This is a genomic window from Pseudonocardia charpentierae (assembly GCF_031845345.1).
Lineage (GTDB): Bacteria > Actinomycetota > Actinomycetes > Mycobacteriales > Pseudonocardiaceae > Pseudonocardia > Pseudonocardia charpentierae.
Genome location: NZ_JAVREJ010000045.1, coordinates 1 through 22,325, shown reverse-complemented (window position 1 = coordinate 22,325; position 22,325 = coordinate 1). Strand labels below are relative to the sequence as shown.

18 protein-coding genes and 1 pseudogene are annotated in these 22,325 nt (G+C 68.3%); 6 read left to right on the top strand and 13 right to left on the bottom strand.

Features of this window, described 5'->3' with window-relative positions; translation table 11 throughout:
* Positions 1–582 precede the first annotated feature (582 nt).
* The gene (locus RM445_RS30390) at positions 583–1,185 is read left to right on the top strand and encodes a DUF1326 domain-containing protein (protein ID WP_311560315.1); all 603 of its coding nucleotides are present in this window, start codon (positions 583–585) and stop codon (positions 1,183–1,185) included.
* Positions 1,186–1,189: 4 nt separating this feature from the next.
* The gene (locus RM445_RS30385; protein WP_311560314.1) at positions 1,190–2,029 is read left to right on the top strand and encodes a DUF2182 domain-containing protein; all 840 of its coding nucleotides are present in this window, start codon (positions 1,190–1,192) and stop codon (positions 2,027–2,029) included.
* A 550-nt stretch (positions 2,030–2,579) separates the two neighbouring features.
* Here the strand turns inward: RM445_RS30385 and RM445_RS30380 are convergent.
* The 3 genes from RM445_RS30380 to RM445_RS30370 all read right to left on the bottom strand — a co-directional run bounded on the left by RM445_RS30380 (position 2,580) and on the right by RM445_RS30370 (position 4,582).
* Complete coding sequence (locus tag RM445_RS30380; protein ID WP_311560313.1) at positions 2,580–2,753, bottom strand: hypothetical protein; 174 nt, start codon at positions 2,751–2,753, stop codon at positions 2,580–2,582.
* A gap of 1,055 nt (positions 2,754–3,808) precedes the next feature.
* The gene (locus RM445_RS30375; protein ID WP_311560312.1) at positions 3,809–3,952 is read right to left on the bottom strand and encodes a hypothetical protein; all 144 of its coding nucleotides are present in this window, start codon (positions 3,950–3,952) and stop codon (positions 3,809–3,811) included.
* A gap of 135 nt (positions 3,953–4,087) precedes the next feature.
* Positions 4,088–4,582, bottom strand: a complete 495-nt coding sequence (locus RM445_RS30370) for a DoxX family protein (RefSeq protein WP_311560311.1) — start codon at positions 4,580–4,582, stop codon at positions 4,088–4,090.
* Between the two features lie 97 nt (positions 4,583–4,679).
* Here RM445_RS30370 and RM445_RS30365 point away from each other — a divergent pair, with 97 nt between their 5' ends.
* Positions 4,680–5,255 carry a TetR/AcrR family transcriptional regulator gene (locus tag RM445_RS30365; protein WP_311560310.1) on the top strand — a complete coding sequence of 192 codons (576 nt, stop codon included), beginning with the start codon at positions 4,680–4,682 and terminating at the stop codon, positions 5,253–5,255.
* Positions 5,256–6,268: 1,013 nt separating this feature from the next.
* On the opposite strand, the gene RM445_RS30360 is transcribed toward RM445_RS30365, so the two are convergent.
* The 9 genes from RM445_RS30360 to RM445_RS30320 all read right to left on the bottom strand — a co-directional run bounded on the left by RM445_RS30360 (position 6,269) and on the right by RM445_RS30320 (position 17,712).
* Positions 6,269–7,486 (bottom strand): cytochrome P450, encoded by a 1,218-nt coding sequence (locus tag RM445_RS30360; RefSeq protein WP_311560309.1) that lies wholly within the window; start codon positions 7,484–7,486, stop codon positions 6,269–6,271.
* A gap of 191 nt (positions 7,487–7,677) precedes the next feature.
* Positions 7,678–8,715, bottom strand: coding sequence for an NAD(P)-dependent alcohol dehydrogenase (locus RM445_RS30355; protein ID WP_311560308.1), 1,038 nt, complete (start codon positions 8,713–8,715; stop codon positions 7,678–7,680).
* 101 nt (positions 8,716–8,816) lie between these two features.
* Complete coding sequence (locus tag RM445_RS30350) at positions 8,817–9,593, bottom strand: SDR family NAD(P)-dependent oxidoreductase (protein WP_311560307.1); 777 nt, start codon at positions 9,591–9,593, stop codon at positions 8,817–8,819.
* Positions 9,594–9,644: 51 nt separating this feature from the next.
* The gene (locus tag RM445_RS30345; protein WP_311560306.1) at positions 9,645–10,964 is read right to left on the bottom strand and encodes an MFS transporter; all 1,320 of its coding nucleotides are present in this window, start codon (positions 10,962–10,964) and stop codon (positions 9,645–9,647) included.
* A 25-nt stretch (positions 10,965–10,989) separates the two neighbouring features.
* On the bottom strand, positions 10,990–12,192 hold the full coding sequence (locus RM445_RS30340) for a cytochrome P450 (RefSeq protein WP_311560305.1): 1,203 nt from the start codon (positions 12,190–12,192) through the stop codon (positions 10,990–10,992).
* An 87-nt stretch (positions 12,193–12,279) separates the two neighbouring features.
* A complete protein-coding gene (locus RM445_RS30335; RefSeq protein WP_311560304.1) occupies positions 12,280–13,392 on the bottom strand; it encodes an aromatic ring-hydroxylating dioxygenase subunit alpha in 1,113 nt (370 codons plus the stop codon).
* A gap of 48 nt (positions 13,393–13,440) precedes the next feature.
* On the bottom strand, positions 13,441–14,877 hold the full coding sequence (locus RM445_RS30330; RefSeq protein ID WP_311560303.1) for a PDR/VanB family oxidoreductase: 1,437 nt from the start codon (positions 14,875–14,877) through the stop codon (positions 13,441–13,443).
* Between the two features lie 73 nt (positions 14,878–14,950).
* On the bottom strand, positions 14,951–15,856 hold the full coding sequence (locus RM445_RS30325) for a catechol 2,3-dioxygenase (RefSeq protein WP_311560316.1): 906 nt from the start codon (positions 15,854–15,856) through the stop codon (positions 14,951–14,953).
* Between the two features lie 65 nt (positions 15,857–15,921).
* The gene (locus tag RM445_RS30320) at positions 15,922–17,712 is read right to left on the bottom strand and encodes a CocE/NonD family hydrolase (RefSeq protein WP_311560302.1); all 1,791 of its coding nucleotides are present in this window, start codon (positions 17,710–17,712) and stop codon (positions 15,922–15,924) included.
* A gap of 414 nt (positions 17,713–18,126) precedes the next feature.
* On the opposite strand from RM445_RS30320, the gene RM445_RS30315 reads away from it, so the two are divergent.
* The 3 genes and pseudogenes from RM445_RS30315 to RM445_RS30305 all read left to right on the top strand — a co-directional run.
* A complete protein-coding gene (locus RM445_RS30315) occupies positions 18,127–19,296 on the top strand; it encodes a PucR family transcriptional regulator (protein WP_311560301.1) in 1,170 nt (389 codons plus the stop codon).
* 56 nt (positions 19,297–19,352) lie between these two features.
* Entirely contained in the window at positions 19,353–20,207 is an 855-nt protein-coding gene (locus tag RM445_RS30310; RefSeq protein ID WP_311560300.1) for an alpha/beta fold hydrolase, read from the top strand.
* A 22-nt stretch (positions 20,208–20,229) separates the two neighbouring features.
* A pseudogene (locus RM445_RS30305) lies at positions 20,230–20,492 on the top strand (transposase); the annotation flags it as partial.
* 977 nt (positions 20,493–21,469) lie between these two features.
* Here the strand turns inward: RM445_RS30305 and RM445_RS30300 are convergent.
* Entirely contained in the window at positions 21,470–21,955 is a 486-nt protein-coding gene (locus RM445_RS30300; RefSeq protein ID WP_311560299.1) for a hypothetical protein, read from the bottom strand.
* Positions 21,956–22,325 lie beyond the last annotated feature (370 nt).

Here is a 22,325-nt window from a genome sequence, read left to right as displayed (position 1 = left end):
CCATCGCGTGGCACCTCTCTACGAGATCCTTGGTCGGTTCACGCAGAGACTCACGCGGTGGCCCCTCCCACGTGCTCAGGCACGCCGGACAGGCCCCGGACTTACACCACCAGCCGGGACGCGACCGCGGTGGGCGCGGCAGGGTTCGAACCTGCGACCGCTCGGGTGTAAGACGAGCCGACGACACCTCACCGAGCCTCTACCAGCAACAACACTTACACGTCCATCCTCAGTGGGGCTCAGGAACCACTCCGGTCGACTGCATTTCGTGTCACATAACGTGTCAACGCTCCCAGCGCGGCGCGGTCGTCGCACGGCCTGCGCCCGGGGTGCAGGCGCGCCGGCGGGTGAGCCCTCGCGAAGCAGGACTGCACTCGTTCCCATGACGAGTCCGGCACATCATTCTCGATCACGGCGGTGCAACTTGACCGGCGCAATCGGGCCCTCGGGAGGCACGCCGAACGTCGTTATGCAACGACTTCTACTGGTCCAGCGTCGCCTGGCCGCTGGCGACGTCGGCGGAAGGTTGACCGGGTTCACTTGGTGGATGGACACTTGCCCGTCTTGCGGAGGGAGCCGGCGATGTCGTGGAACCTCAAGGGCAGCTACGTCGAGACGTGCTCGTGTGAGCTGATGTGTCCGTGCAACCTCACGTTCGACCACGGTGCCACCTACGACTTCTGCCGTGCGACCCTGGCCTTCAACATCCGGGAGGGTGAGGTCGACGGCACCGACGTCCGGGGCCGCCGAGTGGTCGCGATCATCGACACGCCGAAGGTCATGACCGACGGTAACTGGCGGCTCGGGATGTTCGTTGACGACCAGGCCACCGACGAGCAGTGCGACAAGCTGGTCAAGGTCTTCGGCGGGCAACTCGGCGGCCCGATGGCCGCGCTCGCTCCCCTCGTGGGTGAGGTCGTCGGGGTCGAGCGGGCGGTGATCGAGGTTCGCGACGACGGGCTGCTACACAGCGTCCGCGTCGGGGACGCGATCGAGTTCGAGGTCGAGGACATCGTGCCGTTCGGGGTCGAGACCGGCCGACCGGTCCGGTTCGACGGCATGTTCCATCCGGCCGGGTCGAATCTGACTATGGCCGAGGCACGACATTCACGCATCAACGCCTTCGGCATCCAGTACGAGGGCAAGACCGGTCTGTCCACCTCCGAGTTCTCCTGGGCCGCCTGACCCGATGAGCGCCCCGGCGCAGAAAACCACCACCGGAAGTGACGGCCTCGCGCCGGCGTTCGCCGCCGTACGCGTCCGGCTCGGATTGGTTGCCGCACTGCTCGCCCTCGCCGGCCTTGGCTGGTGGTGGACGGCCCGGCAGATGGGGGGCATGGACCAAGGGCCGTGGACAAGCCTGGGAGCGCTGGGCTGGTTCCTCGGGATCTGGGTCGTGATGATGGCCGCGATGATGTTTCCCTCCGTCGCACCGACCGTCGCGCTCTACTCCCGGATGACCCGCCACCGGTCTCCGCTGTCCCCGCTGCTGTTCGCGGCCGGTTATCTGCTCACCTGGGCCGTCGCGGGTCTGGCGGCCTTCACCCTCGCAGCGGTCCTGCACCGGATCTCGGGCGACGTACTCGCCTGGGACCGCGCGGGACGATGGGTCGCAGGCGCCACCCTCGTCGTCGCGGCGGTCTACGAGCTGACCCCCCTCAAGGATGTCTGCCTCGGCAAGTGCCGCAGCCCGCTCAGCTCTCTTCTGGGCTCCTGGCGGGACGGCCGCTGGGGCGCGCTGCAGATGGGCGCCAAGAACGGTGCTTGGTGCGTCGGATGTTGCTGGGCGCTGATGGCGTCACTGTTCGCGTTGGGAGTCATGAGCCTGACCTGGATGGCCGTCGTCGCCGGACTGATCGCCCTCGAGAAGACCCTGCCCTGGCGGCGGGTGGCGACCTACGCGACGGCAGCCCTGCTGCTCGCTCTCGGCGCGCTGCTACTCGCCGCACCCGACGCGATCCCCGCCCTCACAGTTCCCGGCACCGACCAGATGACGGAAATGAACGAGATGGAGCCGATGCCCTCCTAGCGCTTCCGCGTCCGCGGGCTGCCGCGGGAGCTGCGGCAGATAGCCAGCTCCGGTCGGCGAACCGCCGACACGCGCACTGCCCAACCGATCACGACCTTCTACTCCATAGTCCGAACGCTGAACGCGTCCATCCCCGCAATGCCTGGTCTGAGCTGCGTATGTGGCGTCGGTGGCCGTGGTGCGATAACGCTTCCCTGCGACGGGCACCGGCCAGCCCCCGCTCGCGCATCAGCCGCTCAACCGTGCACCGGGTCTTCGGTTTTGAGCGCCAGCCATACTTCCAAGCGCCGTAGTTCTCCGCCTGCACCCGCGCGATCAGCGCAACCACCACCGGTACGGTCGACGTGCTCGGCGATGAACCTCACGAGCGCGGGAACGGCGATCGAGCACTGACGCGAAAGAAGGCGACTGCTCTGAGCGGCGCAGCTCGGCCATCTCACGCGTGAGCCGCTTCATCTCCGCGGAGTCCTCAGTGCTGGTGCCCGCCCGCTGGCCGGCGTCGACCTCGGCCTGGCGCACCCACGTGGCCCGCACCGGACGGATCTATTGGTCAAGGCCAGTTGGTGAGCACCTCAGCCCCGTAGTGCCCGGCCAGCGTGACGACTCGCTCGAGGTCGGGCTCGGGTAGCTCGGCCGGCAGCATGCGGCGGCCCGGCACCGGCTCGCCGAGCTCGACGAAGAACGACTCCAAACCGCCGGGGGTAACCAAGGTCAATGCCCGCACGTGCTCACTGTGCAACGTCAGCAGGTGCGGTATGTCTCGTGGGCAAAAGACGAAAGACCCAGGAGCCGCGCTGAACGTGTCCTCACCGACGCGCACGCTGAGATCTCCCTCGAGACGAAGAACGACTCGTCCTCCCGATGGTGAACGTGGGGTGGCGGCTCCGCGCCTCTCGCGAACACGCTTTCCATCAGACCGAAGGCGCCAGCGGTCTGCTCCGCGCTGGCGAGAACGGTGATCAGCTCCCCCACAGACACGTACGCGGAGGCATCCCGAACATTGACTGCAAAAGGTGATCGAGCCACGACGACGGACCCCCTGACTAGCGTTCTACGATAGCGCGAAGAGCATGACACCGAGCGGTCAAGGTCGATAGCCCCACCGCTGACGACGTATACGGGTAGCCGCAGGCGCTCGCCCCGAGCTGGCGTCAAGGTCGACCTCAGACGACCTACCGCTTACCAGGCGGTCCGTCATCGCACACTGCCACCTCTACCCGGGCTCGGGCTGATCAGAGCCTGCCGGGTCGAAGCCGCGCCGAGCGCACAGCATCGCGCCAGCGAACGGCCGCAGACCGGCGACATCACCGATACGACATCACCGATACAAGGCCCCCTCGAAGCCCGCACCGTCCAGCACATGAGTAGCGAGAACCGAGGAGGAACCGGTCAGGACGGCCACGGGTGGACGCGACGTGAGCAGCGCTGCCAGCTGGTGTGCTCGGGATCTGCTCCGCCGACAACGATCGAGCTGATGCCAGCAGCGTGTATGGAAGCCGGGGGGTGCGAGCAGCTGCATCACGGCGCGCTGGGTCAACCTGCACGACTGCCCGCGGAGCATGCTCGAGGTCATGCCTCCTCTCGGCTACCGCGTCACTCCCGGCCCCACCATCGAGTCCAGATTTGCCAGTCGAACGGCGCCCGTCCTCGCGTGGCCGGCCTCATCGACCGCATCCCGCTTGCGGCCGGCATCGAACCGCTGAGCCTTATAACCACCGACGCTACCGTCGAGGTGCTTCCGGCCAAGCGCTGAGGTACTGGTCGTCTCGGTCCAGTCGCCTACTCCGAGATTGCGCCACTGTTCTCGATCCCATCGAGCGGCGGCCGACGATCGCCGTCCCGGTTCTGCAGCACGTATCCCGTAACCCCGCCGAGCACTGCGAGCCCCGCACCAACAATGAAGATCCACGTGCCGATGTCCACCTCGGCAGTGTGACTGATTGCTGGCTTAGCGGTCTGTCAGTCGGGTCGGTGGTGGGGGCGAGGGACATGACGGGGTTTCCTTCCAGCGGGTGGGTTGGATGGGTCCGCTCGAGCGCGGGTGAATGAGCGCGGGAGTCAGCTCTGCGCGAGGGCGCCGGCGCGGCGGCGGGTGGTTCTCCAGCGCCGTAGGTGCGGGGCCAGGACCGTGAGGGTCGCGGCCAGGAACACCACCTGCAGCAGGGTGCGTGGGAGCAGCGCCATCGCGGGCGCACCGCCGAGGGTGAGCCCTGCGAGCGCGGCGTAGACGTTGGCCGGGAACATCGCCACCAGTAGCACGCTCAATCCGGCGGCCGCCCACGGCGCGGTCCGACTCCACAGCAGCCCGACCGCTCCGGCCAGTTCCAGCACTCCGGTGAGGGTGACCAGCAGGCCCGGTTCCGGCAGCGCCGGCGGAACCATGCTGATCAGGTCCTCGCGCATCCCGACGAAATGGGACCCACCGGTGACGACGAACATCGCCGCCAGGCCGCCGCGCAGCGCAGCCGGCCAGCTCCGCAGCCGACGCACCCCCGCGGCTCCCACCGCCCGCAGCGTCACGGTGACAACGATGAGAACGAACAGCGGAGTCATGGAAACCCTCCTGAAGGTGAGTACATCTTGTCGGTGACAAGATGGTGCGCTTCGGGACCGGTCTTGTCAATGGCTAGATCTCGGTTAGGGTTGGCGCATGCCCCCGACCCAGCCCTACCACCACGGCGACCTGCGCCAGGCCGTCCTGACCGCCGCGGTCGCCGTCCTTAACGAGTCGGGCCCGGCCCAGCTGAGCCTGCGTGACCTGGCCCGCCGTGCCGGGGTCTCGCACGCCGCGCCGGCACACCACTTCGGCGACAAAGCCGGGCTGCTCACCGCCGTCGCCGCGCAGGGCTACCAGCTGCTGGCCGACGCGCTCACCGCCGCCCAGCAGCGCCACGCCGACTTCCTCGAGGTCGGCGTGGCCTACGTGCGCTTCGCCGTCGACCACCGCGCACACTTCGAAGTGATGTTCCGCCCGGACCTCTACCGCCCCGACGACCCCGAGGTGGCCACCGCCCGCCAACGCGCCGCCGACGCGCTCTACGGCGGAGTCCGGTCCGTCGCCGCCACCGGCCGCGGACCCGACATCCCCCTCGCCGGCGTCGCCGCCTGGTCACTGGTCCACGGCTTCGCCACCCTCTGGCTCAACCACGCCCTCCCCACAACCCTCGGCGACGACCCGGAAACCGCCACCCGCGCCGTCGCCGCGATCCTGTTCCACACCACCTGACGACCGATCACACCGGCAACCCGCCCCCCTGTCCGGCCCGGCCCCTACCCGAACTGCAGGCCGAGCGGTACGGGCTAAGGCTGCTGACACGCCGGCCCCGGTCGGTGCGGTTCAGCGCCACACCCCGTCGCGGTCGAGGCCGGTTGTGTTCCGCCTCCGCGGACACCCCACCACCACGATCCGCACCTAGCCAGAGCGGCGGCGGCTGAGAGAGTGGCGGCATTGTCCCGCGCCGGCTTCCCCCGACGCGGGACGGGACCGGGGGCGGGACGGTGGACAACCGGGACGCGGGACACGTCGACCGAGCGGTGGCGATACGGGAAGCGGTCATCGCCAATCGGGACACGATCAACGCCACCCTACGGGCCGGTGGCGGAAGGATGTGGTGCTGCCTGGCCGCGCTCGCGGTGTACCCGGCACCATGTCCCTTCGGTCATTCACCAGGACGACAGCCGACCTGAACGACGAGGAACGCCGCCGAATCGTGGCCTGGGAGGGGCCGCGGACCTGCAGTTCGATCACCACGCATCTTCGGCTACGGCCACCCCTCAACCCGGCGCCCGCGGATTAGAAGATCGCTGCTTTATGCCAGCTGGCGTGGATGACGTTGTATGACCTGCCGTCGCCGCTGCCTGAACTGCACGGGTTGCACCACGACGACACATCTTCAATGACAGAACCATTGACAACTGGTCCACAATGGATGATCCAGAGGGAAGCCGCGCCCCGCGTGCGGCGAGCCCGTACGGTCGGTGGTTGAGCTCGGGCAGTGCGCGGCACCCGCACGCTTACGTGCGCGGTCCGCCGGGCCAGCCTCTTGGGCTGGGTGGGGCTGGCTGGACGAGTCCGGTCTGGTAGGCGTGTACGACGGTTTGGACGCGAGCGCGGACGCCGAGCTTGGCGAGAACCCGGCGGCCTGCGCGCCACCTCCACCTCCCGCACTCGACGCGCAGGCAGCCTGGCGACGACGACCGACGAGATCAATTACCCGGTCAACTCAGCGTGTCGAGCCACTAGTTTCGGACCGGACGCGACAGATCTGGTGCGCGGCGGACAGTGACCGGCAAGCTGTCGAGGGACCGGGTGGTGTTACCGAGCTTGCGCTGAGGTGCGCCGGTCAGCTCCCAGCGTTCAACACGTGCGGCCAGCGCCTCCAGGATGGCGTGCGCTTCGAGCCGGGCTAAACCTTGACCCGGGCACATGTGGGGACCGAGCCCGAAGGCGAGATGGTCGACGTTGTCGCGCCGCACGTCGAAGCGGTCGGGGTCGGGGTAGCGCCGCTCATCCCGGTTGGCAGACCCGTAGAGGACCACGACCCGCGTGCCGGGCGGAATTGACCCCCCGTCGGTGGAGTAGGTCCGGTGGGTGACGCGGGCAAAGACCTGCACCGGCGACTCGATCCGGAGGACCTCGTTGAACGCGCCGGGCACCAGCGAGGGGTCGGCACGGACGGCGTCCCACTGGTCCGGGTTCTCGGCGAAAAGCTTCATCGCGCTGCCCAGAGCACTGATCGTCGTGTCCATGGCCGGGATCGCGTAGCCGGCCATGAGGGGCACGACGGCCTCGGCCGGGATGTCACCGCGCTCGGCGGCTTCGTGGATCGTGGTAGCGAACCCGCCGGGAACCATCCGGTCGGGAGTGCAGGTCGTCGTGAGCCATTCGAACAGGTCCTGCATGACCGGCAACGCGTCACGCATGCGCCGATTCTCCGGGCCGCAGACGTTGAAGCTGCCCTCGGCCCACTCGAGGAGTCGGTCCCGGCCTTCCTCCGGGAAGCCCAGCAGGTCCAGCACGATCGAGATCGGGACCGCTCGTGCCAGGTCGACCACCGCGTCGAAGGACCCGCGGGCGACGAGTGCGTCGACGTGCGCTGCGGACCGCTCGGTGATGTCGGGCTTCATCGCCCGCAGGGCCCGGGGCGCCAGCCGCTCGCTGAGCACGGAGCGAAGCTGACCGTGGTACGGCGGGTCCGATGCGATGATGGTGCCCTGCCACGCCTCGTTGAGAATGTCGTTGAGGCCGACGCCGTCCGCGGAGGAGAAAGTCTGCCAGTCCTCCAGCGCCGCCCGGGCCTGTTCGTAGCGCGCCAGCGCCACAACGCCGTATCGGGGCAGTTCGACGAGCGGCCCGAGATCGCGCAGCCGGCGGTAGTGAGGGTAGGGGTTCGCTAGGACCTCGTCGGAGAACAGGTCGATGTCGCTGGTATGTAGCGCCGAAGTAGTCGACGTCATTTCGGATGCTCCCCGTTCTTCACAAGTTAACTTGTGGCACTCACACCACTTGGCGAGCCCGACCTTCGGTTCTTGACATCTCCCTCGACGCGAACGTCTTTCGCGACTACAGAGCGCAACGGCACCGCTTTGGGGATCGGCCTCGTCCAGCCAACCAATCCCCCGCGTGACTTCGAGCTACAGGACAACGATCAGGGCACCATGACTGCCCGCCCGCGGATCTCACCTCGTTCGAGCTTCGCGTAGGCCTCCTCGACCTCGGCCAGGGGAAAGACCTCCGTCTCGGCCTTGACAAGACCCGCCCGGCTGAGCGCCACCACCTCCACGAGATCCGCATGGTTGCCCCAGTACGGCACGACGGCAGTCGTCTCGAGCGGGATCGGATTGAGCGGGTTCCCGGGCGTCGGCCGGAACGTCAGCTCGCCCTGGCCGAGGCCCACGAGAACAAGCCTTCCCCCCGGGGAGACGACCTGGCGAGCGATGTCGAGTGTCGCTGTCACACCGACGAAATCGAAGACCACGTCGGCACCCTCGGGCACCGGACCCACGATCTCGCGGATGTGCTGGACGGCGTCGTGATCCGATTTGACGGTGTGTGCCGCGCCGAGCCGTCGCGCGAGATCCAGGGCGCCGTCCGTCACGTCAACCGCGATGATGGACACCGCGGAGGTGGCGGCGAGGATCTGCACCGCCATGTGCCCCAGGCCGCCGACCCCGATCACCACGCAATACGCGCCCGGGCGGAGGGCGTTCCGGCTCAGGTCGATGGCGTGGTAGGCGGTGAGTCCAGCGTCCGCCAGCGGCGCAGCCTGGGTGAGGTCGAGGTCGCCCACGCGCACGAGGTGCGTCTCGGGCACGACGACGTAGTCCGCCATGCCGCCGTCACGGGTGAGCCCGACGGCATCGAACTCGACGGTCCGGCACTGGTTCTCCAGCCCCTGGGTACAGGCGCGGCAGCGGCCGCAGCCGAGCAGTGCGTGGACGACGACGGGTTCGCCGATGTCCCAATGGCTCACTCCGGCTCCGAGCCGGTCGACGTATCCGGCGACCTCGTGCCCGAGCGTGAGCGGTGTGGGGAACGCACCCGGGGGTGCGGCGAGGATGCCGAGGTCGGAGTGGCAGGCGCCGCTGGCACCGACCCGCACGAGCACCTCGCCGAGGCCGGGCTCCGGGTCGGGGATCTCGCTGAGTTCGGCCTTGTGCAGACCGGTGTAGCGGTAGGCGCGCATGGGCTATTCCTCCCGGCCGTGCCGGAGCTCGTTCCGTGTCGGGGTCTCGGTGCGACGTGGGCCTCCGCGCACGCACGTGGCGGGCTCGATGAGACGTGGAGTCATCCGGCCAGGACTCCACCGTCGACGACGAGGCACTGGCCGGTCATGAAGTCGGACGCCGCCGATGCGAGGAACAGGGCGGGACCGCGGATCTCGCTCGCCGCGGCGACGCGTCTCATCGGCGTGTAGTCGGAGACCGTGGCGACGAACTGCGGATCGCCGTACTCGCCGAACTCCGTCCGAAAGAAGCCGGGGCACAGCGCGTTCACCTGGATGCCCGACGTCGCGTACTCGAGGCCGAGTTCGCGCGTCAGGTTGACCACGGCTCCCTTGGCCGCGGTGTAGCCGGGCATGGGGACGATGCCCGCCGATCCGGCGATGCCCCACATCGACGCCACATTGATGATCTTGCCGGAGCCTTGTTCGACCATGACCTTGAGGGCTTCACGAGCGGTGTAGTAGACGCCGTGCAGGTCCACGTTGATGACGTGGTGCCACGAGGCGCTGGACATCTGGTGGGCCGGCACCGGTGGGGCGTCGGCGACGCCGGCGTTGTTGAACACGACATCCAGCCGGCCCAGGTCGCGCACCGTCGTCTCGATGATATCGGTGACCTGCTGCTCGTCGGTGACGTCGCAAGTGATGCTCACCGCGCGCCGTCCGCGCTTCTCGACCGCTGCCGCCGTGTCGGCGGCAGCGGTCCCGTGCAGGTCCGCACACGCGACGTCGGCTCCGGCCTCGGCCACCGCGTCGGCGAACTCTCTGCCGAGGCCACCGGCGGCGCCCGTGACGAGCACGACCTTCCCGGAGAGGTCGAAGAGGTCAGGTAGGGACAACGCGAACTCCTTCAGACGGTGACGGCGACGCCCCTAGTACAGGTGGACGGGTCACTCTGCTCGGGAGTGACCGTGCTCCGGCTGCGGGCTGTACTCGGCCACGCCCGGCACCTCGGCGTGGGCGATCCCGCGCCGTGCGAGAACCCGTGGCGCGGTCTCGTGCAGGCCGAATGCGAGCAGTGTGGCAATCACTGCGCCGCCGGCGGCGATGTACATGGCGGATTGCAGGCCCCACGCGTCGGAGGCAATTCCGGCGATCACCGGGGCGATGGCGCCGCCGGCAATCTCCCCGATCCCCATGACGAGGCCCAGTGCCGTGGCGAGCGCGCCGTGCGAGACGGTCTCACCCGGGATGGTCGCCATGAACAGTGAGAAGACGCCGATACCGACGAAGGTGAGGGCGACGGCGATCGACAGCCCGGTTGGTGAACCGATGAACACGATGGCGAGCGGGCAGAACACGGCGACGGCGCTGAAGGCGATCACCGTGGTCTTGCGGCCGATCCGGTCCGAGATGGCGGGAGTGACGGTTCCCCAGATCACCCAGGCTATGCCGAGGAAGGTCATGACGGTCGCCATCGTGCCCGGAGCCAGGCCCTTTTCCGTCACCAGGTACGTGGGGGTGAAGGTCAGGATGAGGATGAACCAGGTCAGCATGCAGACGGCGATGAGCATGCAGAGCCAGATGTTGCGCATCCGGATGACCTCGCCGACCGACGGCTTGTGTCCGGCCGGCTCGGCCCAGGTGCCGTCCTCCTGCAACAACGGTGAGGCCGGCGGGCGCTCCCGGACGGTGCGCCAGACCCAGAGCGCGATGAGCAGCCCGGGGATGATCGTCAGGTAGAACGCCGTCCGCCATCCGAACACCTGGGCCAGGCCGACGATGATCGGCGGTGCGAGGACCCCGCCCAGCAGCCCCGACGACGTGGTCTGCACGAGCCCCATGTTCAGCCCGCGTCGCCGTGGCTCGGACGCTTCGATCATCAGCGACTGTGCCATCGGTAGGACGGCGCCCTCCGCGATGCCCATCAGGGCCCGGATGAGCAGCAGGCTGAGGAAGCCGGTCACGAAACCGGAGAGGGCCGAGAACGTCGAGAATGCGAGGATGGCGACGAGCAGGATCGGCTTGCGTACGCCGAGCCTGTCCGAGAGCTTACCGACTGCCGCCCCGGACACCGCCCACGAGACGGCCAGGACCGCCGTAACGATACCCAGCTGAGTGTTGGTCAGACCGATGTCTTCGCTGATGAACGGGAAGAGAAACGGTACTGCCTGCCGGTCGAAGAACACGAAGCCGAAGGCCAAAAAAAGAATGACGACCAGGAGGTTCTCGTACCGCTTCGCCTCCCGGGGATACGGTGTATCCGTCATGAGTACACCTCGCTGTGTCTCGTGGTTACGCGACGGTGACGGTCACCGGCAGGTTGAAGAACGACCTCGTGGTGTTGTTGAGGCTCCGGCGGGCGTCGCCGGTGATCTCGAAGCGGGTCACGCCCTGGTCGATGAAGGCGCGCAGGAGGCGGTTCGCCTGAAGCTGCGCGAGGTGCTGACCCGGGCAGCCGTGGACGCCACCCCCGAACGACACGTGGTCCATGGGGTCGCGGGTGATGTCGAAGCGGTCCGGGTCGGGGTAGTGGCGCTCGTCGCGGTTGCCGCTGCCGAACAGCAGCATCACCCGGGAGCCCTCCTCGATCGTGACGCCGTCGGCCTCCCAGTCGCGGCTGAGCACGCGGGCGAACCACTGCACGGGGGCGTCCATGCGGAGGACCTCGACGAGCGCGGGGCGCATGAGCTCGTCGGGGTTCTCCCGCACCAGGTTCCACTGGTCAGGGTTCTGCGCGAAGAGTGCGATCGCGTTGCCGATGATCCCGAGGGTGGTGTCGGTGCCGGGGATGCTGTAGCCGGCCATGAGCGGGACCACGGACTCCGGCTTGATGTCGCCCCGTTCGGCCGCCGAGTGGATCGCGTGCGCGAACCCGCCGGGCGACACATTGTCCTTGGTGGCGACGGTGGCCAGCCATTCGAACATCTTCTCGAGACCGGACACCGACTCCTGCATGCGCTTGTTGTCGGCCGGACCGTTGACGTTGAAGATCTCCTCGGCCCAGCCGAGCAGGTGCTCGCTGCCGCTTCCTTCGGGCGGGAAGCCGACGACGTCGACCACGAAGTTCGGGACGACGCGGTAGGCGCAGTCCTTCATCGCGTCGAACGACCCGCGTTCGACGAGTTCACTGACGATCGCGCCGACGCGGGTGTCGATGTTGGCGGTCATCTTGCGGACCTGCCTCGGCGACAGCCGCTCGTTGAGCACTCCGCGCAGAGCCGAGTGGTAGGGCGGGTCGGTGGCGATGACCGTGCCGGTCCAGGCCTTGTTGAGCAGGTCGTTGAGGCTCACGCCCTGGCCCGAACGGAACGTCTCCCAGTTGTCCACGGCTTCGCGGACCGCCTTGTAGCGGGCCAGCGCGGTGACGTCGAGACGCGACAGGTGGACGGCCGGGCCGGCGTCCCGCAGGGCCTTGTAGTCGGGGTAGGGGTTCTCGAGGTGCTCGTCGCTGAACAGGTCGATGTCACTCGTCGGAATCGTCCGTGCCGCGGTCATCGGTGTCGTCCTCCTGGCAGTATCAGCTGGGTATGTACGGTCACGACGCGCACCCACCGGGTCGGCGCTCGACCGCCGGTCAAATCGTCAGAACCGGCCGGTTCTGGCCGGGAACGGCCGCCGGACGTTGAGGCTGCCGGCGCGCTCGCGGACGAGCATCGTGCTGACGATCTCGTGTGCCTTGACCGCCGCGACGTCCGCGTTGACCAGCGTGAGGTCGCTGCGTGCGCCGTAGTGACCGGCGTGGCTCTGCATCGACTCGATCACGTGCTTGTCCTCGTGGAGGATCCGCTCGTGCACGGCGCGCAGGTGGGCGGTGACCTCCGCAGAACCGCGCCGGTAGTTGCGGGCTACCCAGTAGAAGACGTGGGTGCGGTACGGGTTCACCGGCGTGAAGCCGCGGATCCAGGGCCGGAGATAGGCCTGCTGGTCGCCCTCGGACACCGGACCCGGCACCAGGATGTCCATGTGCACGACGTGCAGGGCGGGCGAGACGAACTGCCCGGACTCGCGGATCTCGTAGTCGCCTGCGGGATCCAGGCCGGTCGCGGTGACCTGCCACTTCGGCAGCGGGCCGGGCGGGAAGCTGCGGCTGTAGGAGACGGAGAACTCCGACACCGCGATGTCGAGCGGCGGGGGCAGGCTGACGTATCCCTTGGGCGAGAGCTCCTTGTGCACGTACGGCAGGTGCGTGAAGTCGAGGGAGTTATCGTGCAGTGCCAGGTAGTTGGCCTCGACCTCGAGCTGGCCGGCGAAGACGTCCCAGCCGTCCTCGTGCAGCCACGGGAGCCGGGGCGGTTCCCGCCGGGTCGCCTTCGCCGGGTCGCCCATCCAGATCCAGACGACGGGCGCCTCCTCCACCACCGGGAACGCCCGCACCGAGGCACCGAACGGCACGTGCGCCTGCGACGGCACCCGGACACACCGCCCGTCCGGCCCGAACTCGAACCCGTGGTAGCCGCACACGACGCGGTCCCCGTCGAGCTGCCCGGTGCTGAGCTGCGTGCCGCGGTGGGGGCAGATGTCGGTGAGCGCGACCACCTCCCCCGACTCCTGGCGGTACAGCAGCACCGGGCGGCCGAGAATCTCCCGGGTGAGCATGGTGCGGCCGACCTCGCCGCTGGTCGCGGCCACGTACCAGCAGTTCAGGGGGTAGTTGACGTCGTCGTCATGAGCGAAGCCGTTGCCGGGGGTGTTCACCGTGGTGTCCTTCTGCGTCTTCTCGGTGGTGGGTCCGCTGGGGCGCGGTCAGAGGTCGAGAACGAGCCGCGGCGACAGGGAGCGGGAGATGCAGACGAGCATGAACTCGTTCTCCGCCCGCTCCGCGGCCGAGAGCACCGAGTCGCGGTGGTCGGGCTGACCGTCGATGACGTCCACCTCACAGGTGCCGCAGACGCCCGCGCGGCAGGAGGCGAGTACCTTCAACCCGGCCTCCTGGGCCGCGTCGAGGATCGTCTGGTCGGGGCCGATCTTCAGGTTGACACCGGAGCGCTGGCAGACGACCTCGAACGTGTCGAGCGCCCCGGGCGAGGCCGCCACCGGCTTCGCCGCGAACCGCTCGATGTGCAGCGACCCGGGCGGCCAGTGCGCCGTGGATGACTCCATCGCGTCGAGCAACGGCCCCGGCCCGCAGCTGTAGACGAGTGCACCGTCGCGTGGTTCGGCCAGGATCGAACCGAGAGGGATGTGGCCGACCTCCTCCTGCGGATAGACGGTGACGCGGTCCCCGTAGGCGGACAGCTCGTCGAGGAACCCCATCGACGCCCTGGTGCGGCCGCCGTAGTGCAGCTCCCAGCGGGCGCCGACGGCCTCCGCCGACGCGATCATCGGAAGCATCGGGGTGATGCCGATGCCGCCCGCGACGAACACGTACTCCGGGGCGTCGAGGAACGGGAAGTGGTTACGCGGTCCGCGGACCTGCACCGTGCCCCCGGCCTGCAGTTCGTCGTGGACGAACTGCGATCCACCGCGGCTGCCGGGGTCGCGCAGCACACCGACGCGGTACGACCGGCGGTCGGTCGTGCTGCTGCACAGGGAGTACTGCCTCGTCACCGAATCGGTCAGCACCAGGTCGATGTGCGCCCCGGGGCTCCACTCGGGCAGCTCCGCGCCGGACGGGTCCGTCAGGGTCAACGCGACGACGCCCTCGGCGGACTCCTCCTTCCGCTCGATGCGGAGGTCCGCCTCGCGCTCGTGGAAGGTGGTGCTGCTCTCCAGTGTGGACGACAGCTTGTCGACGGACATGCGATGCTCCGCTCCTCTGCGTGGTCTGCCGCGCCGTGGCGGGTCGGCTGTGCGATGAGTCGGCCCGACGACGGGCGGTTCCGCGCCGTCCAGGGCCCGTCCGGCCTTCTTCAGGGCGCGCTGGGCGAGACGGTCGCTGAACGGCCCCCGCCCCAGCCGGTGGACGCGGTTCAGCTTGATCACGACATCCGTCGTCGGCACTGCTCGGCAGGGCAGACAGACTCCGTCGACCCGGTCGCTGTCGGAGAGGACCGACTGGGCGACCGTCTTCGGATAGGTGACGATCCCGGCCGCCAGCTCGAGGGCGCAGCCACCGCAGCCACCCTCCCGACAACCCACGTTGAGGCCGTAGCCGTAGCGGCGAGCCGCCTCGAGCACCGTCTCCCCGGGTTCCGCGGGGATGCGCGTGCCGTCGGGCAGCACGGTGACAACGTTGATCATGACCACTCCTCCTGGGAGAGCGCGTGGTGCGCCGCCTCGCGCCGCACCACGCGCCCGCCGACGCCGGACCGGCTCAGGTGTCGACGGTGAAGTGGTTGTCCGCGACCTCTCGACCGATGTAGGAGACCGCAGGGTTGGTCTTGTCGGCGGTCCAGGTGATCGTCGGGAAGTCCGGGTACGTCTCGTACCCGCCGGCGAACACCTCGTTGCGGTTGCCCGACGGGTCGAAGAAGTAGATGGTGTCGCCCCGGCTCAGCCCGTGGACGTCCGGCCCGAACCCCACGGAGACGTCGTCCATCGACAGGATCGCACCGGCGTGCTTGATGGCGTTCCAGTCCTCGAGCTTGTACGCCCAGTGGTGCAGCTTTCCGTCCTCACCTGCGACGAAGGCGATGTCGTGGGTCTTGTGCTGGCAGAACATCCACGTTCCGAGCAGTTCGGCGTCGTCGCTGAGGTCGCTGACGAGTCGCTCTGCGGGCTTGAAGTCCAGCGCCTCGCTGAAGAAGCGCTCCGACAGCGGGATGTCCTCTGCCTTGAGCAGGCAGTGGTCCAACCGCGGCACCCCGATCCCGACCAGATGCCGCGGGAACAGCGCAGGGTTGATCAGCCCGACGGCCGTGTCAGTGAACTCGATCTCGTGGTAGAGCTCCATCGTGTGGCCGGACGGGATGGTGACCCGGATTCCGTCACCGACGGCCGGGTTCTCGCCCTTGCTCATGCGTTCGGTCGTACAACCGAACGCCTGGATCCGCTTCTCGAAATCGGCGAGGTCGTCCTCGCGGGCGACCTTGTAGCCGATTTTGTCCAACCCGACGCCACCCTCCTCAAGCACGACCGAGTGGTGGTCCCACTCGTCCCATGCCTTGAGGAACAGCCGGTTGGGTTCTTCCATCACGACCTGCATGCCAAGCGTGTCCACGTAGTGCCGCCTGGCGTCGGCCAGATCCGTCACGCGCGCGTGCAGGTATCCAAGGCGCATCACACCCATTACTGGACGCCCTTCCTCTCTGAATCGTCGTCCGGTCCGTCAACAGGACTGCTGTGTCATCTCGCCTGGGAAGGAATCACGGGGAGCAGCAGGTACGACTCGTGCTCCCCGCCGGTGTGCACACGCACGGCCCCACCGAAGACCTCGGTCGGCCGGTCGATCGGGTCGTTGTGCACGAACGGCCCGACCCCTCGTGAGGGATAGCGGTGCGCGGCGTTGTCGCCGCCATCCGTCGGACCGTCGTACTCGTAGTCCTTGCCGCGGACGGTCAGCGCGATGCGGTACCCGGCCGGCACCACGACCGAGGTCGGCCAGATCTCGACGTCTACCTCGTAGACCTCGTTCGGCTCGAGCGGCTCGCGCACCGTGTGGAGGTGGTACGGCCGGTACGGCGTGCTGCGCTTCGGGTCCACCCGACGGTGGGAGGCGCGGAGCCAGCCCTGCGCGACCGGGGTGTGCGCGTCCATCGCCCCACGGAAGACCACCTCTCGCCCGATCGGGTCCAGCACCCGGAGGACGAGGAAGAGGTCGGCATCGTCGGTGGTCGAGCTGATGAACAGCTTCGCGGCCAGCGGGCCGGTGATCTCCATGGTCTCGTCGAAGATCCCGCTGGAGAAGGTGACCCCGGGCCCTGCCGCGTCGTACTCCGCCTGGGCCGGCGCCCCCGCCTTCTCCAGCGTCATCGTGTGGTCGTGCCCGTGGAGGTGGTAGCGGGTCCACTGCGTCCGGTCGAGGGGCCACGCGTCCTCACCCCGCTCGACGAACTCGCCCGCGATGCTCCCGTGGTCGCCGGGCTTGATCTGCCGCACCTGCAGCGTGACCTTCGGCTGCTGGTCCCAGCCGTTGTCCAGCTCGCGCAGGAAGTGGTCGAAGAACCGCTTCTGCAGGCCGACACCGTAGGGCGTGTAGAAGTGGGTCCAGTGCTCCAGGCCGTGCACCTCGAGCCACTTGCTCTCCGACGCGGCCTGGGTGAAGCCCTCGATGTTGCCGCGGAGGTGCAGGCCCTGGCCGCCCCAGTTGGCCGCCGACAGCACTGGGACCGTCACCTTGGACCAGTCCGGCGCCAGGCCTTGGTAGTAGTCGTCCAGCAGGGGGTGGGCCCGCACCTCGGCGACCTTGTCGACCCGGTTCTTCTCGAGCTCGTCGTCCGTCAGCGTCTCCGGGCCCGCCACCAACTCACCGGTGATCGGGTTCCGCGCCCCGCGCTCGCCGTACCCGTGCTGCATCGCGAGCTGTTTCGGGAGCCAGAGGTCGAGGAAACCGTTGCGGATCCCGCCGTGGCGAAACACCTCGCGGTACCAGTCGGAAGTACCTTCCCAGGGAATGATGGCCTTTAATTGCGGGGGCTGCAGGCTCGCCACGAGCCACTGGTTGGCCCCGTAGTAGGAGATGCCGAGAAGGCCGACGTTGCCGTTGCTCCAAGGCTGCTCCCCGGCCCACTCGATGCACTCGTAGTAGTCCCAGATCTCCTGCATCGACCACACGTTCTGCACACCCTGCGACCGGCCGGCCCCCCGCGAGTCGATGCGGATCACGACGTAGCCGTCGGGCACCCACCTCTCCGGGTCGGCGACCTCCCAGCACTGGTACTTGTTGGTCGTCCCTTCGGTGATCTCCGGGAAGTCCTGGACCATCCGATCCCATTGAGCCTTATAGGCAGTCTGAAACGAGAGGCCCTTCGCGTAACATCCGTAGCTCATGATGACCGGATAGCGGCCCTCATCCACCGGGTGAAATATGTCCGCCCGCAGAACAGTGCCGTCACTCATCGACACCGGAACGTCCCAGCTGATCCGCATTCCGTCGCGAACCTCGGTGTCAGCGTCGCGAAGTGCAGCGTCGGTCATCGCCCTGATCCTCCGACTGATCGATGAACTGTCCGACGAAAGCCATCCGTCCCGGTTCAGGCCAGCGACGAATCAGCGCACCACCGCCACGTCCGGGTCGACCGAGAGGAGCCAAGTATTGGCCTAGAAATTCACGATGGTCTATGTCACGGCGGACAGCGCAACGACGCGGATGATGTTCGTCCGGACAGCTGACCGCGGGGACGGTCCAGGTCGCAGGCGCGGGCACCGTCGTTGTCGGTGGGGACAACGCGGCCGGAGCGCCGCTGTTCGTGCCCCCATGGACGGGACGCATCGGCTCCCACCAGCATGCAGCAGTCGAATGTGCATCCACCGCGGGAGGCGATTGGTGTGACAGGGCTGTCACGACCGGGCCAGCCGACTGGCCCGAACAGGCGGACGTCGTCCACGGCGTTGCTGCGCCCCCTCGTGCCGATCTTCACCGGCAAGGTCGACGAGCTGGTCGAACGGCTTACGATCCGCCTGCGGCAAGAAATCCCGGACTACGCCGACATGGACTACGCAGAGCTGTCCAACCAGGCGGATACGCAGGTCCGGTACGTGCTCGACGAGCTGGCCGGCGCACAGGTCGCACCCGAGAACGGTCCGGCCGCGTACGGGCGCCTGCGCGCCGAGCAGGGAGTGCCCCCCGAGGTCGTGCTGCACGCTTATCGCGTTGCGTGGGCCGAGCTGTGGGCGGGGTTGATCGACGATGTCGGCACCAACGGCGCGTCCACCGACCAGCTGCTCCAGGCATCCACGGCGTTCTTCTGGATGGCCGACGAGTACGCCCGACGGATGCTCGGCGCATACCGGCGCCGAGCCGTGGAGCTGTTGACCCGACAGCAGGCCGAACGCGGAGCGACACTCGAAGGCCTGTTTACCGGGTATCTCAACGGATCCGAAGCGCTGTGGGAGGCCGCCGCCCTACTCGACCTGCCCTACCACGGCCACTTCGTCGTCATCGCCGCCGCAACCCCGGCACCCGGACGGGAGGCACTGCCCGGCATCAGGGAAGTGCTGCAGAAGGCCCACATCAACTCCGCGTGGCGCCTCGCGGCCGACCTCGAGGCCGGCATCGTCGCACTGCACGGTCCCGCAGAACTCGGTCCGTTGCTCGACGAGCTCAAGGGGCACGCGGGGGTCCGGGTAGGGCTTAGCGGTCCCTACACGAGGTTGGCCGACACGCCCCATGCCATGCGTGTCGCCCGTCTCGTCCTAGGCACCATCCCGAACGGGCACAGCGAGATCAAACAGTTCACGGAAAGTCCCATCGGCGCCCTCCTCGCTGCCTCGCCGGACACGGCTGGCGAGCTACGTCGATCGGTCCTCGGCGGCCTGGACGAGCTTCCCAGGGAAGACCAGGAGACGCTACTGCTCACGCTCTCCACATGGTACGAATCCAGCGGATCGGTCACCGACGCAGCCAAACGCCTATACGTACACCCCAACACGGTTCGCTACCGGCTACGTCGAGTTCAAGCCGAAACACAGCGCAACCTCGACGATCCGCGCGACGTCGCCGACATATGGGCAGCCCTGGTCGCCAATGAGATGATCCCGGCATTGAGGGACCGTTCTTAAACCGGCTCGGTAAGTGAGACTGCTCGTGTTGCACTACTACAAGTGAGGAGAACCGGATGACCACTACTGCAAGCTCGGCAACCCCTACGGGGAATCCTGCGATCGGCCGGGACGTCGACGCCAACGGCATCCGCACCAACTACCTGGAGGCCGGCTCCGGGGACCAGACCATCGTCTTCGTCCACGGCTCGGGCCCGGGCGTCACGGCGTACGCCAACTGGCGGGGAGTGCTCCCGGTGCTCGGCGAGCACTTCCGCTGCGTCGCCCCGGACATGGTCGGCTTCGGCTACTCCGAGCGGCCCGAGAAGCCGAACTACGGCCTCGACACCTGGGCCGACCAGACCCTCGGCGTGATGGACGCTTTGGGCATCGAGAAGGCGCACCTGGTGGGCAACAGCTTCGGCGGCGGCATCGCGCTGCGGCTGGCCACCAAGCACCCGGACCGGGTGGACAAGATGGTCCTGATGGGCAGCATGGGGGTCCCGTTCCAGATCACCGAGGGCCTCGACAACGTCTGGGGCTTCGAGGGCACGCTCGAGCACATGAAGACGGTCATGGGCTACTTCGCCTACGACAAGTCGCTGACCAGCGGTGACCTCGCCCAGGCCCGGTTCGAGGGCGCGACACAGCCCGGCTTCCAGGAGTCGTTCTCCTCGATGTTCCCCGCCCCGCGCCAGCGGTGGGTGGAGTCGATGACGGTGCCGGACGACGAGATCCGCAGCCTGTCGCACCGCACCCTGATCGTGCACGGCCGCGAGGACCAGGTCATCCCGCTGGAGACCTCGCTCAAGCTGCTGCAGCTGCTCGACAACGCCGACCTGTCGGTGTTCTCCCACTGCGGGCACTGGTCGATGATCGAGCGCCGGGACGACTTCAACCGGCAGGCCCGCGACTTCTTCCTCGGCAGCTAAGGACGCTCGCCGAGGTCGCCGGGACGCCACCCCGGTTGGGATGCAGCGGCTGCTGAACTCGGCGAACGGGGACGCCGACGGAGTTCGGGACGATCTGCGCAGCTACGTCGTGGAGCACCTGGATGAGCCGGGTGGGGTGCTGCTCGTCGACGAGACCGGGTTCCTGAAGAAAGGCGTCAAGTCCGCCGGAGTGCAGCGCCAGTACTCCGGCACCGCCGGCAGGGGGTCGAGAACTGCCAGCTCGGCGTGATCCTGGCCTACGCCACCGGCAAAGGCCGCACCTTGTGTAGCCCGTTCTGCGGTACGACCTGTTCCTGTCCGCCGGTCGTCCGTGCGAGGTGCCCAATCTCCGCTGGGGCGTTGGTCGACGGTGATGTCGAACTCGACGTCGGTGCCACGCACCCGGCTGACCCAGACGGTGACGCCGAAGACGCCGAAGTCGGAGACCAGCGTGCAGCGGCGGGTGGCACTGAGCTGCGCCGGTAGCTCCGGGCAGGTGACCCGGTTCACCTGGGCATCATCAGCGCGCAGCTCGTCGAGACCACCGTCCACGCCACCGACCACCGGAGGCGGCGCGGGCCGCGGCGTGGTGACGGGACAGCGGGTAGTAACCGGCGGTCGGCGGGCTGTTGCCGGGGGCGTGGCTGGCTGGTCCTGCGTGCTGAGATGGTCGTTAGCCCGGCCTTGGTCGCTGTCGTAGGCGCAGGCGCTGGGGCCGTTGAGGACGTCTTCGGGTTCGTGAGCGGCGGCGTGGTGTGCTGACGAGCGGGACACTCAGCGGCACCGCGTTCTGCAGCCCGGTCGAGCCGGGCGAGCTGGGCGAGGAGGACGGCGGCTCGGTGCGGGCGGCGTCCACCGCCAGCCAGGTCGTCACACGGAGGACCGCCACAACCGCGGCCACCGGACCCACCCGCCACCGGCGCGCCGCGACCCCAACGGCGCGCGGCGGGTCGAGATCCTCTTCCACACGGCCGCCCGGGTGGACCACCACCCGGTACTCCCACCCGTCGCGCTCGTCGACAATCAACGCCCGCACCGGGCCGTCGGCGCGTCACACCCGTTCCAGGCAACACCGGACCGGGTCGAGCCCCGCAGGCACCTCCACCACGCGCCCTGTCGACGCTGGCGCCGTCACCGGTGATCCAGACGTGGCGGTCATGACCGACACACGCGCCTACCCAAGGGGCGGCCCAGTCCCTCGGCGACCGCGCGCGCCAGGTCGGTCACCCCGACCTCCGGCTTGAGGCCGCCGACGGTGATCTTCACGGGGCGCCGCCGCCAGTCGGCGGCGCGGTCGGGAACGCGGCCTCGTAAGCGGCGCGTGCGGCCAGGAACTCCTGGCCAGCCGCATCCTGGAGCGGTCCGGGAGGCGCGGTCAGGTGCTTCTTCGCCGCATCGGCGACCTTCCGCTGCTCGGCGGCGCGGGCGCGGAGGGCAGCCATCTCGGCGGGCGACCGTGACAGCGGGTCGGTCAGTGGCCGAGACGGCAGCTGGATGAGCGCATGGACATAGCCGGCCAGCTCCACAAGTTCCGCGAACTGTTCCATCTGGCCCGACGTGGCCTCGTACACCCGCACGTAGCGAGTGAGGTCCGCGAGGATCTCAGATGTCATGAAGAAGCCACCGGCATCCCGCGCGGCATGTCGCGCGAGGTGCTGGCGTTCCCTGTCGGTCAGATCGTTGTTGCCAACACTGATGTCACGACCCGTCGCGCTACAGACATCGCAGCCGTGCGACAGGGACTCCACGGGGAGATCCGAGTGCGGCGACGGTGGCAGCGGCTCTGGGTCGGAGGGTGCAGTCATGGCCACGATCGTGCTGGTACACCGTTGTGCCGTCTCGGCGGCACGCCGTTTCCACCGTCGAAGCGCTCACCATGGCTATGGACGGCGGGTTGGCGAACCTTCTTACTCCCGGCAAGTACTCCAGGTTGAGGACCCGGTTGTCCATGGAGCGTTGCGGCCACCGTTGCGGTTCTTCTCGTCAGGAAAGGTCGCGTCCCGCTGCGTGGTGTAACTCGCTCCGCGGGAGGCTCTGCGGTTCAGATCATGCCGTCATGAGTTCGGCGGTGGCCACCCCTTCCGGTGGTGTCGGGGTGGCGAGCAGGGCCATGGTGGC

What these genes read in the sequence shown, in the direction of transcription:
- RM445_RS30390 (WP_311560315.1), top strand. Translation starts at nt 583, where the DNA reads ATGTCGTGGAACCTCAAGGGCAGCTACGTCGAGACGTGCTCGTGTGAG.
- RM445_RS30385 (WP_311560314.1), top strand. Translation starts at nt 1,190, where the DNA reads ATGAGCGCCCCGGCGCAGAAAACCACCACCGGAAGTGACGGCCTCGCG.
- RM445_RS30370 (WP_311560311.1), bottom strand. Translation starts at nt 4,582, where the DNA reads ATGACTCCGCTGTTCGTTCTCATCGTTGTCACCGTGACGCTGCGGGCG.
- RM445_RS30365 (WP_311560310.1), top strand. Translation starts at nt 4,680, where the DNA reads ATGCCCCCGACCCAGCCCTACCACCACGGCGACCTGCGCCAGGCCGTC.
- RM445_RS30360 (WP_311560309.1), bottom strand. Translation starts at nt 7,486, where the DNA reads ATGACGTCGACTACTTCGGCGCTACATACCAGCGACATCGACCTGTTC.
- RM445_RS30355 (WP_311560308.1), bottom strand. Translation starts at nt 8,715, where the DNA reads ATGCGCGCCTACCGCTACACCGGTCTGCACAAGGCCGAACTCAGCGAG.
- RM445_RS30345 (WP_311560306.1), bottom strand. Translation starts at nt 10,964, where the DNA reads ATGACGGATACACCGTATCCCCGGGAGGCGAAGCGGTACGAGAACCTC.
- RM445_RS30340 (WP_311560305.1), bottom strand. Translation starts at nt 12,192, where the DNA reads ATGACCGCGGCACGGACGATTCCGACGAGTGACATCGACCTGTTCAGC.
- RM445_RS30330 (WP_311560303.1), bottom strand. Translation starts at nt 14,877, where the DNA reads ATGATCAACGTTGTCACCGTGCTGCCCGACGGCACGCGCATCCCCGCG.
- RM445_RS30325 (WP_311560316.1), bottom strand. Translation starts at nt 15,856, where the DNA reads ATGCGCCTTGGATACCTGCACGCGCGCGTGACGGATCTGGCCGACGCC.
- RM445_RS30320 (WP_311560302.1), bottom strand. Translation starts at nt 17,712, where the DNA reads ATGACCGACGCTGCACTTCGCGACGCTGACACCGAGGTTCGCGACGGA.
- RM445_RS30310 (WP_311560300.1), top strand. Translation starts at nt 19,353, where the DNA reads ATGACCACTACTGCAAGCTCGGCAACCCCTACGGGGAATCCTGCGATC.